12 protein-coding genes are annotated in these 14417 nt (G+C 72.9%); 9 read left to right on the top strand and 3 right to left on the bottom strand.

What is annotated here, in order from left to right; all coding sequences use genetic code 11:
* The first annotated feature begins 125 nt into the window (after positions 1–125).
* The gene (locus ASE27_RS01970; protein ID WP_056645176.1) at positions 126–566 is read left to right on the top strand and encodes an OsmC family peroxiredoxin; all 441 of its coding nucleotides are present in this window, start codon (positions 126–128) and stop codon (positions 564–566) included.
* Between the two features lie 356 nt (positions 567–922).
* Here ASE27_RS01970 and ASE27_RS01975 read toward each other — a convergent pair whose 3' ends face one another.
* Positions 923–1963, bottom strand: a complete 1041-nt coding sequence (locus ASE27_RS01975) for an NAD-dependent epimerase/dehydratase family protein (protein WP_056645178.1) — start codon at positions 1961–1963, stop codon at positions 923–925.
* Positions 1964–2143: 180 nt separating this feature from the next.
* Here ASE27_RS01975 and ASE27_RS01980 point away from each other — a divergent pair, with 180 nt between their 5' ends.
* From ASE27_RS01980 to ASE27_RS01990, 3 genes are all read left to right on the top strand, one after another.
* Positions 2144–3067, top strand: a complete 924-nt coding sequence (locus tag ASE27_RS01980; RefSeq protein WP_056645179.1) for a hypothetical protein — start codon at positions 2144–2146, stop codon at positions 3065–3067.
* Complete coding sequence (locus ASE27_RS01985; protein ID WP_056645182.1) at positions 3064–5157, top strand: YhgE/Pip domain-containing protein; 2094 nt, start codon at positions 3064–3066, stop codon at positions 5155–5157. Before ASE27_RS01980 ends, ASE27_RS01985 begins: the two co-directional genes overlap by 4 nt.
* A gap of 207 nt (positions 5158–5364) precedes the next feature.
* Positions 5365–5835: a DIP1984 family protein gene (locus ASE27_RS01990; protein WP_056645184.1), complete on the top strand. Its 471-nt coding sequence runs from the start codon at positions 5365–5367 to the stop codon at positions 5833–5835.
* Between the two features lie 61 nt (positions 5836–5896).
* On the opposite strand, the gene ASE27_RS01995 is transcribed toward ASE27_RS01990, so the two are convergent.
* Complete coding sequence (locus ASE27_RS01995) at positions 5897–6499, bottom strand: helix-turn-helix domain-containing protein (protein ID WP_056645185.1); 603 nt, start codon at positions 6497–6499, stop codon at positions 5897–5899.
* A gap of 238 nt (positions 6500–6737) precedes the next feature.
* On the opposite strand from ASE27_RS01995, the gene ASE27_RS02000 reads away from it, so the two are divergent.
* From ASE27_RS02000 to ASE27_RS02020, 5 genes are all read left to right on the top strand, one after another.
* Positions 6738–7499: a GNAT family N-acetyltransferase gene (locus ASE27_RS02000; RefSeq protein ID WP_056645187.1), complete on the top strand. Its 762-nt coding sequence runs from the start codon at positions 6738–6740 to the stop codon at positions 7497–7499.
* A gap of 20 nt (positions 7500–7519) precedes the next feature.
* A complete protein-coding gene (locus tag ASE27_RS02005; RefSeq protein ID WP_255354690.1) occupies positions 7520–8101 on the top strand; it encodes a GNAT family N-acetyltransferase in 582 nt (193 codons plus the stop codon).
* Positions 8102–8111: 10 nt separating this feature from the next.
* On the top strand, positions 8112–8690 hold the full coding sequence (locus ASE27_RS02010; RefSeq protein ID WP_056645191.1) for a GNAT family N-acetyltransferase: 579 nt from the start codon (positions 8112–8114) through the stop codon (positions 8688–8690).
* Between the two features lie 30 nt (positions 8691–8720).
* Positions 8721–9188, top strand: a complete 468-nt coding sequence (locus tag ASE27_RS02015; protein ID WP_056645193.1) for a carboxymuconolactone decarboxylase family protein — start codon at positions 8721–8723, stop codon at positions 9186–9188.
* Between the two features lie 681 nt (positions 9189–9869).
* On the top strand, positions 9870–12713 hold the full coding sequence (locus ASE27_RS02020) for an FAD-binding and (Fe-S)-binding domain-containing protein (protein ID WP_056646535.1): 2844 nt from the start codon (positions 9870–9872) through the stop codon (positions 12711–12713).
* Between the two features lie 21 nt (positions 12714–12734).
* Here ASE27_RS02020 and gadC read toward each other — a convergent pair whose 3' ends face one another.
* Positions 12735–14282: a putative glutamine/gamma-aminobutyrate antiporter GadC gene (gene gadC, locus ASE27_RS02025; RefSeq protein ID WP_200955872.1), complete on the bottom strand. Its 1548-nt coding sequence runs from the start codon at positions 14280–14282 to the stop codon at positions 12735–12737.
* Positions 14283–14417: the final 135 nt, after the last annotated feature.

Here is a 14417-nt window from a genome sequence, read left to right on the forward strand (position 1 = left end):
GACACCCTAGGGGCACCCCGGCTGCCACGCGGGCGACGGACCCTTCTGCGAGCGGCCCGCCTCCGGGGTTACCGTCGGTACGCACGGTCCTGCACCCCTGATCACCCGCTCGAAGGAGCCACATCATGGCAGTCCGCACCGCACGCACCGCATGGAACGGCACCCTCCAGGAGGGCACCGGACAGGTCGAGCTCACGAGCTCCGGCGCCGGGACGTTCGACGTCAGCTTCCCGCGCCGCACGGCCGACGCGGCCGAGGGAGTCACGAGCCCCGAGGAGCTCATCGCGGCCGCGCACACCTCGTGCTACGCGATGCAGCTCTCCGGCGTGATCGGCGCCGCGGGCGGCACGCCCCTCGCGCTCGACGTGTCGGCCGACGTCACGCTGACCCCGGACCCTGCTGGCGGCCTGCGGATCTCCGCGATCGCCCTCACGGTCCGTGGCGAGGTCGAGGGCCTCGACGAGGCCGGCTTCCTCGAGGCGGCGGAGACGGCCAAGGCCACGTGCCCGGTCTCCAAGGCGCTCACGGGTACGACGATCACGCTCGACGCGACCTACGAGTCCTGACCCGGAGCCTCCGAGTCCTGACCCGGACCCCGCGGTCCGCCGGGCGCGAGGAGGGCGGCTCGACTCCTGCTCGGGGTCTTCGCGCTCGGGATCGCGGGACAGTGCCTCTACCTGCTGGCGCTCGTCTGGTTCCTCCAGGNCGTCGGCGGCCGCGGCCGTGATCCAGGACAACGCGCACCTCGCGATGACCGAGCTGCGCTCACGGGTACGACGATCACGCTCGACGCGACCTACGAGTCCTGACCCGGAGCCTCCGAGTCCTGACCCGGACCCCGCGGTCCGCCGGGCGCGAGGAGGGCGGCTCGACCGAGCCGCCCTCCTCGCGCCCGGCGCGCCGCGGCTCGCGGCCGCCGACCCTAGTGCGGCAGCAGCGGCGGGCTCTGGGTCCCGGCACCCTCGACAAGCCCGTCGACGACCTCGGTGACGGTCGACCGGGCGTCGTGCGACGGTGCCCAGCGCAGCAGCCGGCGCGCCCGCGACGCGTCGAGGACCGGTACCGCGAGCGCGACGTCGAACCAGCCCGGGTCGAGCGGGACGGCTCGTGCCGCCCAGGCCAGGGCGACCAGGCGCCGCAACGACGTGGGCGAGACCTCACGGAGCTTTCCCTGCGAGACGATCGCGGCGACGTCGGGCCCTGAGAGGACCTCCGGAGCGGCGACGTTGAACGTGCCCGCGTGGCGCCCCACGAGGATCGCGCGGTAGGCCTCCGCGAGGTCGTCCGCGTGGACCACCTGGAGCCGCATCCCGCGCGGCCACACGAGCGTCGGCAGGAATCCCTTGCGGCGCAGCGGCAGGGGCAGGAGCCGACCGAAGAACAACCGCGACACCTCGCTCGCGGCGTCGCGCTGGAACGTGAACGGTGCGCGCACGCGCGTCACCACGACGCCCGGGTGAGCGGCCGAGAACCGGTCGAGGAGCTCCTCGACCTCGACCTTCTGGGCGCTGCTGACCGACCCTGCGATGCCCGCGGTGGGCCAGTACTCGTCACGCGGGACGTCGTCGAACGCGGGCGAGCACGCGCTCGCGCACGACGCGACGACCAGGTGCCCCACCCCCGCGCGCGCCGCGGCCGCGGCGACCCGTCGCGTGCCCTCGACGTTGACGCGGGCCAGCTCGTCCCGGTCGTGCGCGGGATCGATCGCCCACGCGAGGTGCACGACGGCGTCCGCGCCCACGAACGCCCCCTCGAGCCGCGAGGTCACGACGTCCTCCGGGTCCCTCAGGTCGCACCGCACCCACTCGGCGGTGTCGAACGGTGGGACGACCGTGCTCGAGCCGTCCGCGCGCGGCACCCGGCTCGCGACCCCCACGACCGAGGTCACGACCGGTTCATCCGCGAGCCGGCGCAGCAGGGCCGACCCGACGTTGCCGCTCGCACCGACGATCACGACGCGCATGAAGTCTCCTCTCGTCGCCCGTTTTCCCAGGCTACCGACGATGCGCCGCCTCGGCCGGGGGACGTGCGACCTTCACCCGGACGGCACGGGACAAGGTGCGCTCCCCGGCGGTCCAACGGAAGATCGACGGGAGGCCGCCGCGGCGTATCCCGGTGGGCCTCGCCACGAGAGGACCCGAAGGTGCAGATCACGTTGGACGACGTCCAGGTCGAGGGTCGGCGCTCGCCGATGCTCGAGGCCACCACCCTCAGCGTCTCGTCGGGCGAGTGCGTGCTCCTCGCGGGCGAGCCCGGGCACGGGCACACCGCGCTCGCGCTCGTCGCGACCGGGCGCCTCGCGCCGTACACGGGGACGGTCACGCTCGTGGAGGACGACGGCTCGACCACCACGTCCACGGCCGAGCTGCGTCGTGTCACGGCCGTGGTCGACGTGCCGGGCATCTCCGAGCCCGACGAGGCGCTCACGGTCGGCGACGTCGTCGCCGAGGAGCTCTCGCTCGCGGGCCGGCGGTCGCTGCCCGGCGACGCCAAGCGGTGGCTCGCGGACCACGACCTGCTCGACCGTCGGGGCGAGCGCATCGACGCGCTGCACGGCGCGGTGCGGACCGCGCTCCTGTCCTCGCTCGCGTCCGAGCGCAAGGACGTCCGGTTCGTCGTGCTCACGCTCCCCGACCGGCACAGCGGGGAGCCGTCGGGCTGGTGGTCGGTCGCGGAGTCCCTCGCCTCGCTCGGGTACGGGGTGATGGTCGAGTGCACCCGGTCCTCGGCCCGTGACCTCGGGGCGGAGCTGGCCCCTGCTCGCGGTGCGGACGCCCTGCGGGCCGCGCCCGTCGAGGCGTTGCGGACCCGGCCCGAGCCCGCGGTGCTCGCACCGGTGGGCGGTGGTCCCGAGGAGGAGGGCGTCGAGGAGACCGACCCGACCCGGCTCTTCGACCGCGAAGCCCCCGGCAGGCACCAGGCCACCGGCGAGGCCCCTGGTGACGCCGAGCCGCCGGGGCCCGCCGGTGCGGCGGATCCCGCTGGGCCCGTCGAACCTGCTGGGCCCGCACCCGCTGGGCACGCCGATCTCGACGCACCCGCCCCCGGGAAGGAGACCGACCGATGACCGCCATCCGCCTGGGCATCTCGGAGCTGCGGCGTATCAGCGCGGGCACGCTGCCGAAGCTCGCGATCCTCGCCATGATCGTCATCCCGACGCTCTACTCGGGCCTGTACCTGTTCGCCAACGAGAACCCGTACGACAAGCTCCAGGAGATCCCCGCGGCCCTCGTGGTCCAGGACCGCGGCGCGACGGTCGAGGACGCGGCCGACGGCACGTCGACCCAGACCAACTTCGGTGACGAGGTGGCCAAGCAGCTGCTCAGCGGCGACGGCGGGTTCGGCTGGGTCGAGACGAGCCAGGCCGACGCCGAGGTGGGCGTGCGCTCGGGGCGCTTCGACGCGGCGCTCATCATCGGGCCGACGTTCTCCGAGGACCTCGCCTCCTCGGGCAAGTTCGAGCCGCAGCAGGCGAGCCTGACCCTCATCACCAACGATGCCAACAACTACCTGGCCGCGACCATCGCCGACACGATCGTCGGCAAGGTCCGCGACTCGATCGCCGAGCAGGTCGGCACCGAGGCCGCCGACACGTTCCTCAAGGGCTTCGCGTCGATCCACACCAACCTCGCGAGCGGGGTCGACGGTGCGCAGAAGCTGGTCGACGGCGCCACGCAGCTCTCCGACGGGACCGTCCAGCTCGTCGACGGCACGGCCCGGCTCGCCTCGGGGGCGGGGGAGACGGCGGCCGGCGCCTCGAAGCTCGCGACGGGGGCCGACGAGCTCGCGACCGCGAGCGGCAGGCTCTCCTCGGGCGCGGCCACGCTGTCGGACGGTCTCGACACGCTGCGCAGCAAGACCGCGAGCCTCCCGTCCCAGACGCAGGAGCTGGCCGACGGCGCGCAGCAGGTCGCGGACGGCAACGCCCAGGTCGCGGGCTACGGGCAGGAGGCGGCCGCGGCGGCGAGGGACGTCGTCGGGCAGCTGGACACCGCACGCACGGACCTCGAGGCGCGCCTCGCCGAGCTCGTCGCAGCGGGCACCATCACCCAGGAGGAGGCCGACGCCGTCGCACAGGTCCTCGAGGACGCGCGCGGCCCGGTCGAGGCCGCCGCGACCCAGGTCGAGGGCGCGTCGCAGAAGCTCGACGAGCTCAGCTCGGGCTCGGCACAGGTCGCGGCAGGGGCCGCGACCCTCGCGGGCGCGACCCCCGCGCTCACGCAGGGCATCGCGACCGCGGCGTCAGGAGGCGACCAGCTCGCCTCGGGCGCGGCACAGCTCGACGCGGGCGCGGACACGCTCGCGAGCGGGGCCGGCACGCTCGCCTCGGGCACGGCCCAGGTGTCCGACGGCGCCACGCAGCTGGCGTCCTCGAGCGTGACCCTGCGCGACGGGACGGGCGAGCTGCTGTCCGGCATGACCGAGCTCTACGACGGGCTCGTGGCAGGGCTGGGCAAGATCCCCGACGTCGACGAGCAGACGCAGGAGGACACCGCGAAGACGATCGGCAACCCCGTCGAGGTCAAGAAGGACACGATCGCCAACGCCGGGACGTACGGGGCCGGGCTCGCCCCCTTCTTCATGTCGCTCGCGGCGTGGATCGGGGCCTACGTGCTCTTCCTGCTCGTGCGGCCGCTGTCGACCAGGTCGCTCGCGGCCGGACGACCCGCGTGGCAGACCGCGCTCGGTGGGTGGATCCCCCCGGCCGTGATCGGGATCGCGCAGGTCGCGCTCATGTTCACGGTCGTGAAGTTCGCGCTCGACATCGACCCCGTCTACGCCGTGGGGACCGCGGTGCTGCTGGTGCTCGCGTCCGCGACGTTCGTCGCGATCCTCCAGGCGCTCAACGTCTACCTGGGGGCCGTGGGGCAGTTCCTGGGGCTCGTGCTCATGCTGGTCCAGCTCGTCACGGCCGGCGGGACGTTCCCGTGGCAGACGATCCCGGAGCCGCTGCGCTCGCTGCACCGGTTCCTGCCCATGTCCTACACGGTCGAGGGGCTGCGGCAGCTGCTGTACGGCGGGGACCTCGCGACGGTCGCGCGCGACGTCGGGGTCCTGCTCGTCGTGCTCGCGGTCGCGCTGCTCGCGACGACCTACGCGGCGTACAAGCAACGGGTCTGGAGCCCGTCGAGGCTGCAGCCCGAGCTCGTGCTCTAGCGAGCGGTCCCGGTCCGCGGGGCCGAGATCCGGCGGACGGGGTCGAACCGCCGGGACGACCCCCGTCGGCCGCATCTCGCGGCGGGCGGGAACCCGCGTGCCGCCATCGGCTCGGGCCGCAGTGCCGGGCGCAGTGCCGTGACGACGGTCCCGGGATAGGTTCGGACCCACGCCCCTGTCCCCCCGAGAACCAGGAGTCGACACACGATGAAGCTCGCCGAGGCCCTCGCACAGCGCGCCGACCTCCAGCGCCGGCTCGCCCAGGTGGCGAGCCGTGCGGTCGCCAACGCACGGCACCAGGAGGGGGACCGGCCCGCCGAGGACCCCGTGGCCCTGCTGGCCGAGCACGAGCGGCTCGCGGCACAGCTCGAGTCGCTCATCGCCCGGATCAACGCGGCCAACCTCGCGACCGAGGTCGAACCGGGTCTGACCATGACCGCGGCGCTCGCCCGCCGGGACGTGCTGCGCCTGCGGCACCGCCTGCGGACCGACCTCGCCGACGCGGCGTCGGCCTCCCAGGACCGGTTCACGCGCACCGAGCTGCGGTACGTGTCGGGCGTCGACGTGCCCGCCACCCGGGCGCAGGCCGACGACCTGGCGCGCACGCTGCGCGAGCTCGACACGCGCATCCAGCAGGTCAACTGGACCGCGGACGTCGAGGGCGACGCCGGGAACTGAGGCTCCGACGTCGTCGTGAAGCCCGTCGCGTCCGCTCAGGACGGCCGGACGGTGCGACGGATCACGGTGCCTCGTCGGCGCCTTCCCGCGGGGTGGACGCTCGGATGTGCATCCGTTCGCCATGCTTGCCGAAGAGGCTGAGGACCTCGACGTCCCCCTGACCTGCGGAGCCGAACCAGTGGGGGTTCTCGGTGTCGAACTCGGCGACCTCTCCGGGCCCCAGGGTCAGGTCGAGGTCGCCGAGGACCAGTCGCAGGCGGCCGTGCAGCACGTACAGCCATTCGTGGCCTTCGTGACTGCGCGGCGTGGGGTCCTTCTGGTCCGCGGGAATGGTCATCTTGTAGGCCTGGGGGCCTTCGTAGTGTCTGGAGAGGCGGACGTAGAGCCGGCCGCCGGTCTTCTGCTGCCGCTGGGGCATGCGCGGGTCGACGACGCGAGGTGGAGCCACCAGGTCGTCGAGCGGGGTCGCCAGCGCGACGGAGATCGGGAGGAGGAGTTCCAGGCTCGGCTTGCGCCGTCCGCTCTCCAGCCTGGACAGGGTGCTCTTGGAGATACCGGTGCGCTCACCGAGCTCCGCCAGGGTCAGGGCACGCTTCTGCCGGGCGCGCCGTAGGCGTGCGGGCACCTGGTCGAGCGTCGACGCGACCGCCGGATTCGAGTCCATGCGGCCACCCTAGGAAGCCGGTTCCTGTTCTGGCAAAAGTCAGTTGCTCTTCAAGATCGAGCGGGTCATCGTAGGAGCCCTGCCGACCTCGCTCGTCGCCCACCACGCCATCGGCACCGCCGGTCTTCGCGTCGTCCACCCGGGCCGGCGAGCACGCTCGACGTTCCTGCCCGCCCTCGCCGCAGCGCATCGGTCCACCGCGCGGAGGACCCGCCCGACTACTCATGGAAGGCCCGTCATGAGCCACTTTCCCGCCAGCGTCGTCACCACCTGGCGCAAGCCGTTCCTCGGCGAGACCATCCACAGGGACGGCAGCGTGAGCCTCGTCGTCAATCCCCGGCTGGACGAGGACCGATCCGTCACCGTCCTGCGCACGGCGGCCGACTCGCACACGGCGATCGCCGTGCTGCCCGACGTCGTCGAGAGGCTCGAGTCCACCGGCCTCTTCCGGTCTGGGCCGATCACCGAGGCGCGTGTCCGTGAAGCGCTCGTGGCGGGGGGAATCACCCTGCACGGCGCGGACAACCTCTACTACCTTCCGGCGACCCTTCGCGCGGGCGTGACCTCCGAGAGGGACCGCGAAGGCGTGCGGCTCCTCTCGCCTGCCGACACCGAGGCGTTCGAGGAGTTCGAGTCTCGGGCGACCGAGCAGGACCTGGACGACGCACAGGTGGGGATCGACGACTGGGCCGCTTTCGGGGCGTTCGGTCCTGACGGGCGCCTGTCGAGTGCGGGAAGCATGTACCCGTGGGGCGAGGGAGCCGTGTTCGCGGACATCGGGGTCCTCACCCTCGCCGAGGCGCGTGGGCAGGGGCAGGGGCGCGCCGTGGTCCGCGCGATGATGCGTCACGCCCTCAGTCGCGGCCTCGAACCCCAGTACCGCTGCCAGCTCGACAACGTCGCGTCCGTCGCCCTCGCGGCCGCGAGCGGCCTCGCGCTGTTCGGGACCTGGGAGGTCCCCACCCCTGAGGACGACCCGGCAGAGGACGACCGCAGGTGAAGCCGTCGCGAGGGCCTCTCGTGGCGAAGGGCCCGTGCCGGCGCTCTCGACGAGTATCGGATGGACCGAGCTGGGACGGTCGTGCCACGATCGATCTCATGGCTGCGAGTACCGAAGAACTCACTGTTCGCCCCGTCGAGGGGCCGTCAGAGTATCCGGCGCTCGTCGAGATCTGGCGCAGTGCGGTGCGGGCGACGCACGAGTTTCTGGACGACGCCGACTTCGAACGTATCGAGACCGACCTCTCTCCCGTCTACTTTCCCGCGGTGACCCTCGTCGTCGCCGAGCGCGGGGGGAGGCCGATCGGATTCGCCGGCGTCTCCGAGGGCGTTCTCGAGATGCTCTTCGTGAGGAACGAGGCGCGGGGCGACGGCGTAGGGTCGGCGCTGCTCGCCGAGGCGATCGCCCACCACGGCGTGACCAGGGTCGACGTGAACGAGCAGAACGCTGGTGCGCACGCCTTCTACCTCGCCCGTGGATTCCGTGTGGTCGCGCGCAGCCCGCTCGACGGTGACGGTCGCCCGTACCCGATCCTCCACCTGCGGATCCAGGAGCCCGTCAGTCCCACGGTCGACGGGCACGCTCGGCGTCATGAACACTGAAAGGCCCTGCATGAATCACTCGATCCGCACCGCCACCTCCCATGATCTTCCGGCCGCGGCGCGCACGCTGGCGGTCGCCTTCGCCGACTACCCGTGGACTCGATGGACCATTCCTGACGACAACTACGCGCACCGGCTCGAAGAGCTCCAGTCCCTGTACCTCGCTCACGCGATCGAGCACGGCCTGGTGCTGGTCGACGCCCACGGACGAGGAGCGGTCGCCGCCCTGCCGTCGAGCGCGCCGCCTCTCGCCGACGACCTGCAACGGCGGCTGCGCGAGCTGCACGGAGACCGGCTGGAAGCTCTGCTCGCCGCCGACCTCCCCGCACACCCGGTGCCGTCGTGGGAGCTCGCCACGCTCGGAGTGCGCCCCGAGGCGCGCGGTGCAGGCCTTGGCTCGGCCCTCGTCGACGCGGTCGTCGCGGAGGTGGGCCGTCTCGACCCGGGCTGCACCATCGCGCTCGAGACGTCCGACGACCGGAACGTGCGACTGTACGAGGGACGTCGATTCTTCGTGACAGCGCACACGACCACGGCAGACGGCCCGGCCGTGTACTCGATGCAGCGAACCCTGCCGGCCACGAGCTGACGGTCCGGACGAAGAGAGGGCAGCACCCAGATGGTCACGTCGACGGAGCGGAGCTCTCGGACGCCGCGGGTCAACATCAGCAAGGAGCACCCTGACGTCTATCGGCACGTCGCTGAGCTCAGCAAGGCAGCAGGAGCGGCCGCGGCAGGAGCCGGACTAGACCCACGGCTCGTCGAGCTGATCCGGCTGCGCGTGTCCCAGCTCAACGGCTGTGCCTTCTGCTGCCGTCTGCACACGCGCGACGCGCTGCGTGCCGGCGAGAGCGCGGACAGGCTCGCAGTGCTGCCTGCCTGGTGGGAGACGCAGTACTTCACGGACATCGAGAAGTCGGCCCTCGGACTGGCGGAGGAAGTGACACGGCTCTCCGTCCCTGCGCGCGACGACTGGAACGACGGGTCGCTGACCGCCGAGCAGGTGTCGGCGGTCAGCTGGCTCGCCGTGGTGATGAGCGCCTGGAACCGTGTCGCGATCCGCAGCGGCTACCGGGTCGCGCCCTAGCCGACGGCTCGTGGCGAACCCGCGCTGACAGCGGATGCGGAGGTCGTGGCCTCCCCGCCCGCGGCGCGCCCTGCGGCGACCCGCAGTACCGTTGCCACCGGAGCGGACGGAAGTCGGTAGCCACGAGCGGGAGCGAGCACGACCCGGCCCGGGCAGGGCACCTCCAGGAGCCGGTGGGCAGGCTTGCACAGGGTCTCCCTGGCACATCGCAGCCCAGCACGGCGCACACGTGCACCGCGCACCCGGCACAGCGCACCACCGAGTGCTGACCCGCACGTGGCGAGGGTGGGTCCGGGGACCTTCCGTCCGTTCCGCACGCTCGACGCCGCAGCGCACCGCGCCACCCGGAGCTCCAGCGCCTCGCGCCACCCCCCGAACCCCCGCGCCACCCCCGAACCCACGCTCCGCCGTCGGGCACCGTGCCCGCCCCCGTCCCGCGCCGGACCCGGATCCGGGACACTCCCCGGACGGGCGTCACCCCCTCCCGGGAGTGGTGGGAGAATCGCCGACGTGACTGCTGAACTCGACGCCGCAGGAGCCCCCGTCCCGCCAGAGCGCACCACGGAGGCAGACGCCCAGCACGCCGCGAAGGCGGCCGCCGCCGAGGAGTCCGCACGGTCCGCGGCCCGCAGCGAGGCCGAGCGCGCAGCGGACGCGGCCCGCGAGGCCGTCGCGACCGCGGTGCGGACCACGACGCGCGGCATCGTCGACACCTCGACGCGGCGCCGGGCCGAGTACTCGACCGACGCCTCGAACTACCGCGTCGTCCCCGAGATGGTGGTCTTCCCGATCTCGACCGACGACGTCGTTGCGACCCTCGACGTGACGCGCGAGCTGGGCGTCCCGCTCACGGCGCGCGGCGCGGGCACGTCGGTCGCGGGCAACTCGATCGGCCCGGGCGTCGTGATCGACTTCTCGCGGCACCTCAACCGCGTCCTGTCGCTCGACCCGGAGGCACGAACGGCCCGCATCGAGCCGGGCGTGGTCATGTCGACGCTCCAGAAGGCCGCGGCCCCGCACGGCCTGCGGTTCGGGCCCGACCCCTCGACGCAGAACCGCGCGACGCTCGGCGGCATGATCGGCAACAACGCGTGCGGCCCGCACGCGGTCGCGTACGGGCGCACCGCGGACAACGTGGTCGAGCTCGACGTGGTCGACGGCACGGGCAGGCGCTTCACCGCGGGCAAGGGCGACCCGACGTTCGCCGCGGTCCCGGGCCTCGCGAAGATCGTCAAGGACAACCTTGCGCTCATCCGCACCGAGTTCGGGCGGTTCGGCCGCCAGGTCTCCGGCTACTCGGTCGAGCACCTGCTGCCGGAGAACGGCTCCGACCTCGCCAAGATGCTCGTGGGCACCGAGGGCACGCTCGTGACCATCCTCGAGGCCACGGTCGCCCTGGTCCCGATGCCGAGCGCGCCCACGCTCGTCGTCCTCGCCTACGAGGACATGCCCACCGCGGCCGACGACGTCCCCGCCCTCCTCTCGCTGGGCCCGCTCGCGGTCGAGGGCCTCGACGCCCGCCTCGTCGACGTGGTGCGCCGCGCCAAGGGCGCGGACTCGGTCCCCGAGCTGCCGCCGGGCGGCGGCTGGATGATGGTCGAGGTCGGGGGCGCGACCCCCGAGGAGGCGTACGCGAACGCCGAGGCGATCGTCGCGGCGTCCGCGTCGACCTCCACGCGCATCCTGCCCGCGGGCCCCGACGCCACGGCCATGTGGCAGATCCGGGCCGACGGCGCCGGGCTGGCCGGGCGCACCCCCGCGGGCGAGCAGGCGTGGCCGGGCTGGGAGGACTCCGCGGTCCCTCCGGAGAAGCTGGGCGCCTACCTGCGCGACCTCGACGAGCTCATGGCGCGCTACGGCGTCGACGGCTTGCCGTACGGGCACTTCGGCGACGGGTGCGTGCACCTGCGCATCGACATCCCGCTCGAGATGTCGGGCTCGGTGCTGCGCACCTTCATGACCGAGGCCGCGCACCTCGTGGCCAAGTACGGCGGCTCGCTGTCGGGCGAGCACGGCGACGGCCGCGCGCGCTCGGAGCTGCTGCCCGTCATGTACTCACCCGAGGCCATCTCGCTGTTCGAGCAGATCAAGGCGCTGTTCGACCCGCAGGACGTGCTCAACCCGGGCGTGATCGTGCGGCCCAGCGCCGTGGACGCCGACCTGCGCCGGCCCAGGGCGCTGCCGGTGCTGCCGACCAAGGGCGGCTTCTCGTTCAGCCACGACCACGGCGACATGACCCAGGCCGTCCACCGCTGCGTCGGCGTCGGCAAGTGCCGCGCGGACTCCTCGGCGTCGGGCGGGTTCATGTGCCCCTCGTACCAGGCGACCAAGGACGAGAAGGACGTCACGCGCGGCCGCGCCCGCGTGCTCCAGGACGCGATCAACGGCACGCTCGTGGGCGGCCTCACGTCGCCCGAGGTCCGTGACTCGCTCGACCTGTGCCTGTCCTGCAAGGCCTGCTCGGCCGACTGCCCCGCGGGGGTCGACATGGCCCAGTACAAGGCCGAGGTGCTGCACCGGACCTACCAGGGCAAGCTGCGCCCCATGAACCACTACGCCCTGGGCTGGCTCCCGCGCTGGGCTCGCCTCGCGGGCATGATGCCGCGGCTCATCAACGCGGTGCTCGGCATCCGTCCCGTCGCGAAGCTCGTGCTCACGCTCGGCGGCATGGACTCGCGCCGCGAGGTCCCCCGCTTCGCCGAGGTCCCCTTCCGCACCTGGTGGAAGCGCGGAGGCGCGACGAACGGGGTGCCGGGGCTCGCCGTCGGGCAGACGCCCGGGCGGCCCAGGACCAGCAAGCGGCCGCAGGTCGTGCTGTGGACCGACTCGTTCAGCGACGCGCTCGCGCCCTCGGTGCCGCAGTCCGCGGTCACGGTGCTCGACGCCGCGGGCTACGACGTGATCGTGCCCGACCAGCAGGCCTGCTGCGGCCTGACCTGGATCAGCACCGGCCAGCTCGACGGTGCCCGCAAGCGCCTCGAGAACCTGCTCCAGGTCCTGGGGCCGTTCGCGGTCAACGGGATCCCGATCGTCGGGCTCGAGCCGTCGTGCACCGCGGTGCTGCGCTCGGACCTGCTCGACCTCTTCCCCGACGACCCGCGCGCGAAGGCCGTCGCGGGAGCCACCCACACGGTCGCCGAGCTGCTCACGCGCCCCGAGACGCGGCCCGCACCCGAGACCGGGTGGAAGGTCCCCGACCTGTCCGACGTCACGGCCGTCGTCCAGCCGCACTGCCACCAGCACTCCGTCATGGGCTTCCAGGCCGACGAGAAGCTGCTCCGTGGTGCCGGCGCCACGATCGACACGCTCGCCGGGTGCTGCGGGCTCGCCGGGAACTTCGGCATGGAGAAGGGGCACTACGACGTGTCGGTGCAGGTCGCCGAGAACGCGCTCCTGCCCGCGCTGCGGGCCGCCGGACCGAACGACATCTTCCTGGCCGACGGGTTCTCGTGCCGCACCCAGGCCGACCAGCTCGGGGGAGTGCAGGGCAAGGCGCTCGTCGAGCTGCTCGCCGAGCGGCTCTAGGACTCCCGACGTCGGCCGGGCTCACCGGTCCCGGTGGTCCGCCGCCCGGTCGCCCGGTGCGCTGCCCGGAGCCGCGACCGGGCCGTCCGGGAGAGGTGCTCCCACCGGCGCCGCGACCTGCCAGGTGAAGGGCGCGAAGTCGAGCGTCTCGTCGCGCCACGACGGCCTGCGGGCGCTGTACGCCCAGAACGGCAGCGCCACGAACACCACGCTGAGACCGACGAGCAGCCCCACGTACGTCGTCGCGCTGCCGACCTCGATCTGGGCGGGAGGCACGAAGCTCACGACGAGCGCGAGCGTGGCCGCGAGCAGCCCGCACCCACCGATGACCCACACCCCCACCATCCCGCCCGGCACGTGGTAGCGGCGCGGACGGCTGGGCTGCGAGTACCGCAGCGCGATCACGGCCGCGAACATCAGGACGTACGCGACCAGGTACAGGATCACGGTGAGCTGGCTCAGGAGCTGGTACGCGGCCTGGACCGACGGCAGGATCACGAACATCACGGACAGGGCCGTCACGATCGCCGCCTGCACGAGCAGGATGCGCGACGGCATGCCCGCGCGGTTGGTCCGGTGGAACCACCGAGGCAGGTAGCCCGCGCGGGCCACCGAGAGCAGGCCCGTCGCGGGGCCCGCGACCCAGGTCACGACGCCCGCGAGCACGCCCACGGCCAGCATCGCGGCCAGGACGGGCCCGGCCCAGCCGATGCCCGCCCAGTCGAGCAGCGTGTTGAACGCGGTCAGCAGGCTCTGCGTGAGGTTGATCTGCCCCTCGGGCACGACCACCGCGATCGCGAGGGTGCCCAGGACGAGGACGACGACGGCACCGAGCGCGGCCACGAGGATCGCGATCGGGTAGTTGCGGATCGGGTTCTTGATCGACCGCACGTGCACCGCGTTCATCTCCATGCCCGCGTAGAACAGGAAGATGCCCGCGGCGAGCACGATGTTCGAGAACTTCGACAGGTCCGGCACGAACGCGCCCCACGAGAGCTCGACCTGCGAGGTGTTGCCGCCCGCGAGATAGGCGGCCGCGAGGCCCACCAGGAGCGCGGCGGGCACGAGCGTCCCCACGATCCCGCCCCACTTCGCGACCTGCGAGAACGACTTGACGCCGCGCAGCGCGATGAGGGTCGCGAGCCAGAACACGCCGAGGACGACCACGAGCACGAACAGCTTGTTGCTCGAGATCTGTTGGGCGGCCTCGGCGTCGGACCCCGTGTAGGCGAGCGTGACCGCGGCGAACGTGAGGATGGTCGGGAACCAGATGCAGCCCTCGATGAAGACCATGAGGATCGCGAGGAACCCCCAGCGGCTCCCGAACGCCTCGCCGACCCAGCGGAACATGCCGCCCTCCTCGGGCCAGCCGGTCGCCAGCTCGGCGGCCACGAGGCCCACGGGCGCCAGGAAGAAGAGCGCCGCGAACAGGTAGTAGAACGTCGAGGCGAGGCCGTACTCGGCCTCGGCGGGCAGCCCGCGCAGGCTCACGACCGCGACGATGTTCATGACGGCGAGCCCGGCGACCGTGATGGTGCCCGCGCCGGGTCTCGTGCGTTCTTGGCTCACTGGCTGGGCCTTCCTGCGACGGGCTGGTGCGGGGTCGGGCCCGACGGCGCGACTCACGCATCCTGGCACCCGAGGGGCAGTGGCGCGCGGGGAGGAGCGGCGAGGGGGTCGTTGGACCGGCCGTGCTCGGTGCGG

The organism is Oerskovia sp. Root918 (assembly GCF_001428945.1).
Taxonomy (GTDB): domain Bacteria; phylum Actinomycetota; class Actinomycetes; order Actinomycetales; family Cellulomonadaceae; genus Oerskovia; species Oerskovia enterophila.

Excerpts from the sequence above, each read along its gene's own strand:
- ASE27_RS01970 (WP_056645176.1), top strand. The coding sequence starts at position 126 with ATGGCAGTCCGCACCGCACGCACCGCATGGAACGGCACCCTCCAGGAG.
- ASE27_RS01975 (WP_056645178.1), bottom strand. The coding sequence starts at position 1,963 with ATGCGCGTCGTGATCGTCGGTGCGAGCGGCAACGTCGGGTCGGCCCTG.
- ASE27_RS01985 (WP_056645182.1), top strand. The coding sequence starts at position 3,064 with ATGACCGCCATCCGCCTGGGCATCTCGGAGCTGCGGCGTATCAGCGCG.
- ASE27_RS01990 (WP_056645184.1), top strand. The coding sequence starts at position 5,365 with ATGAAGCTCGCCGAGGCCCTCGCACAGCGCGCCGACCTCCAGCGCCGG.
- ASE27_RS01995 (WP_056645185.1), bottom strand. The coding sequence starts at position 6,499 with ATGGACTCGAATCCGGCGGTCGCGTCGACGCTCGACCAGGTGCCCGCA.
- ASE27_RS02000 (WP_056645187.1), top strand. The coding sequence starts at position 6,738 with ATGAGCCACTTTCCCGCCAGCGTCGTCACCACCTGGCGCAAGCCGTTC.
- ASE27_RS02010 (WP_056645191.1), top strand. The coding sequence starts at position 8,112 with ATGAATCACTCGATCCGCACCGCCACCTCCCATGATCTTCCGGCCGCG.
- ASE27_RS02015 (WP_056645193.1), top strand. The coding sequence starts at position 8,721 with ATGGTCACGTCGACGGAGCGGAGCTCTCGGACGCCGCGGGTCAACATC.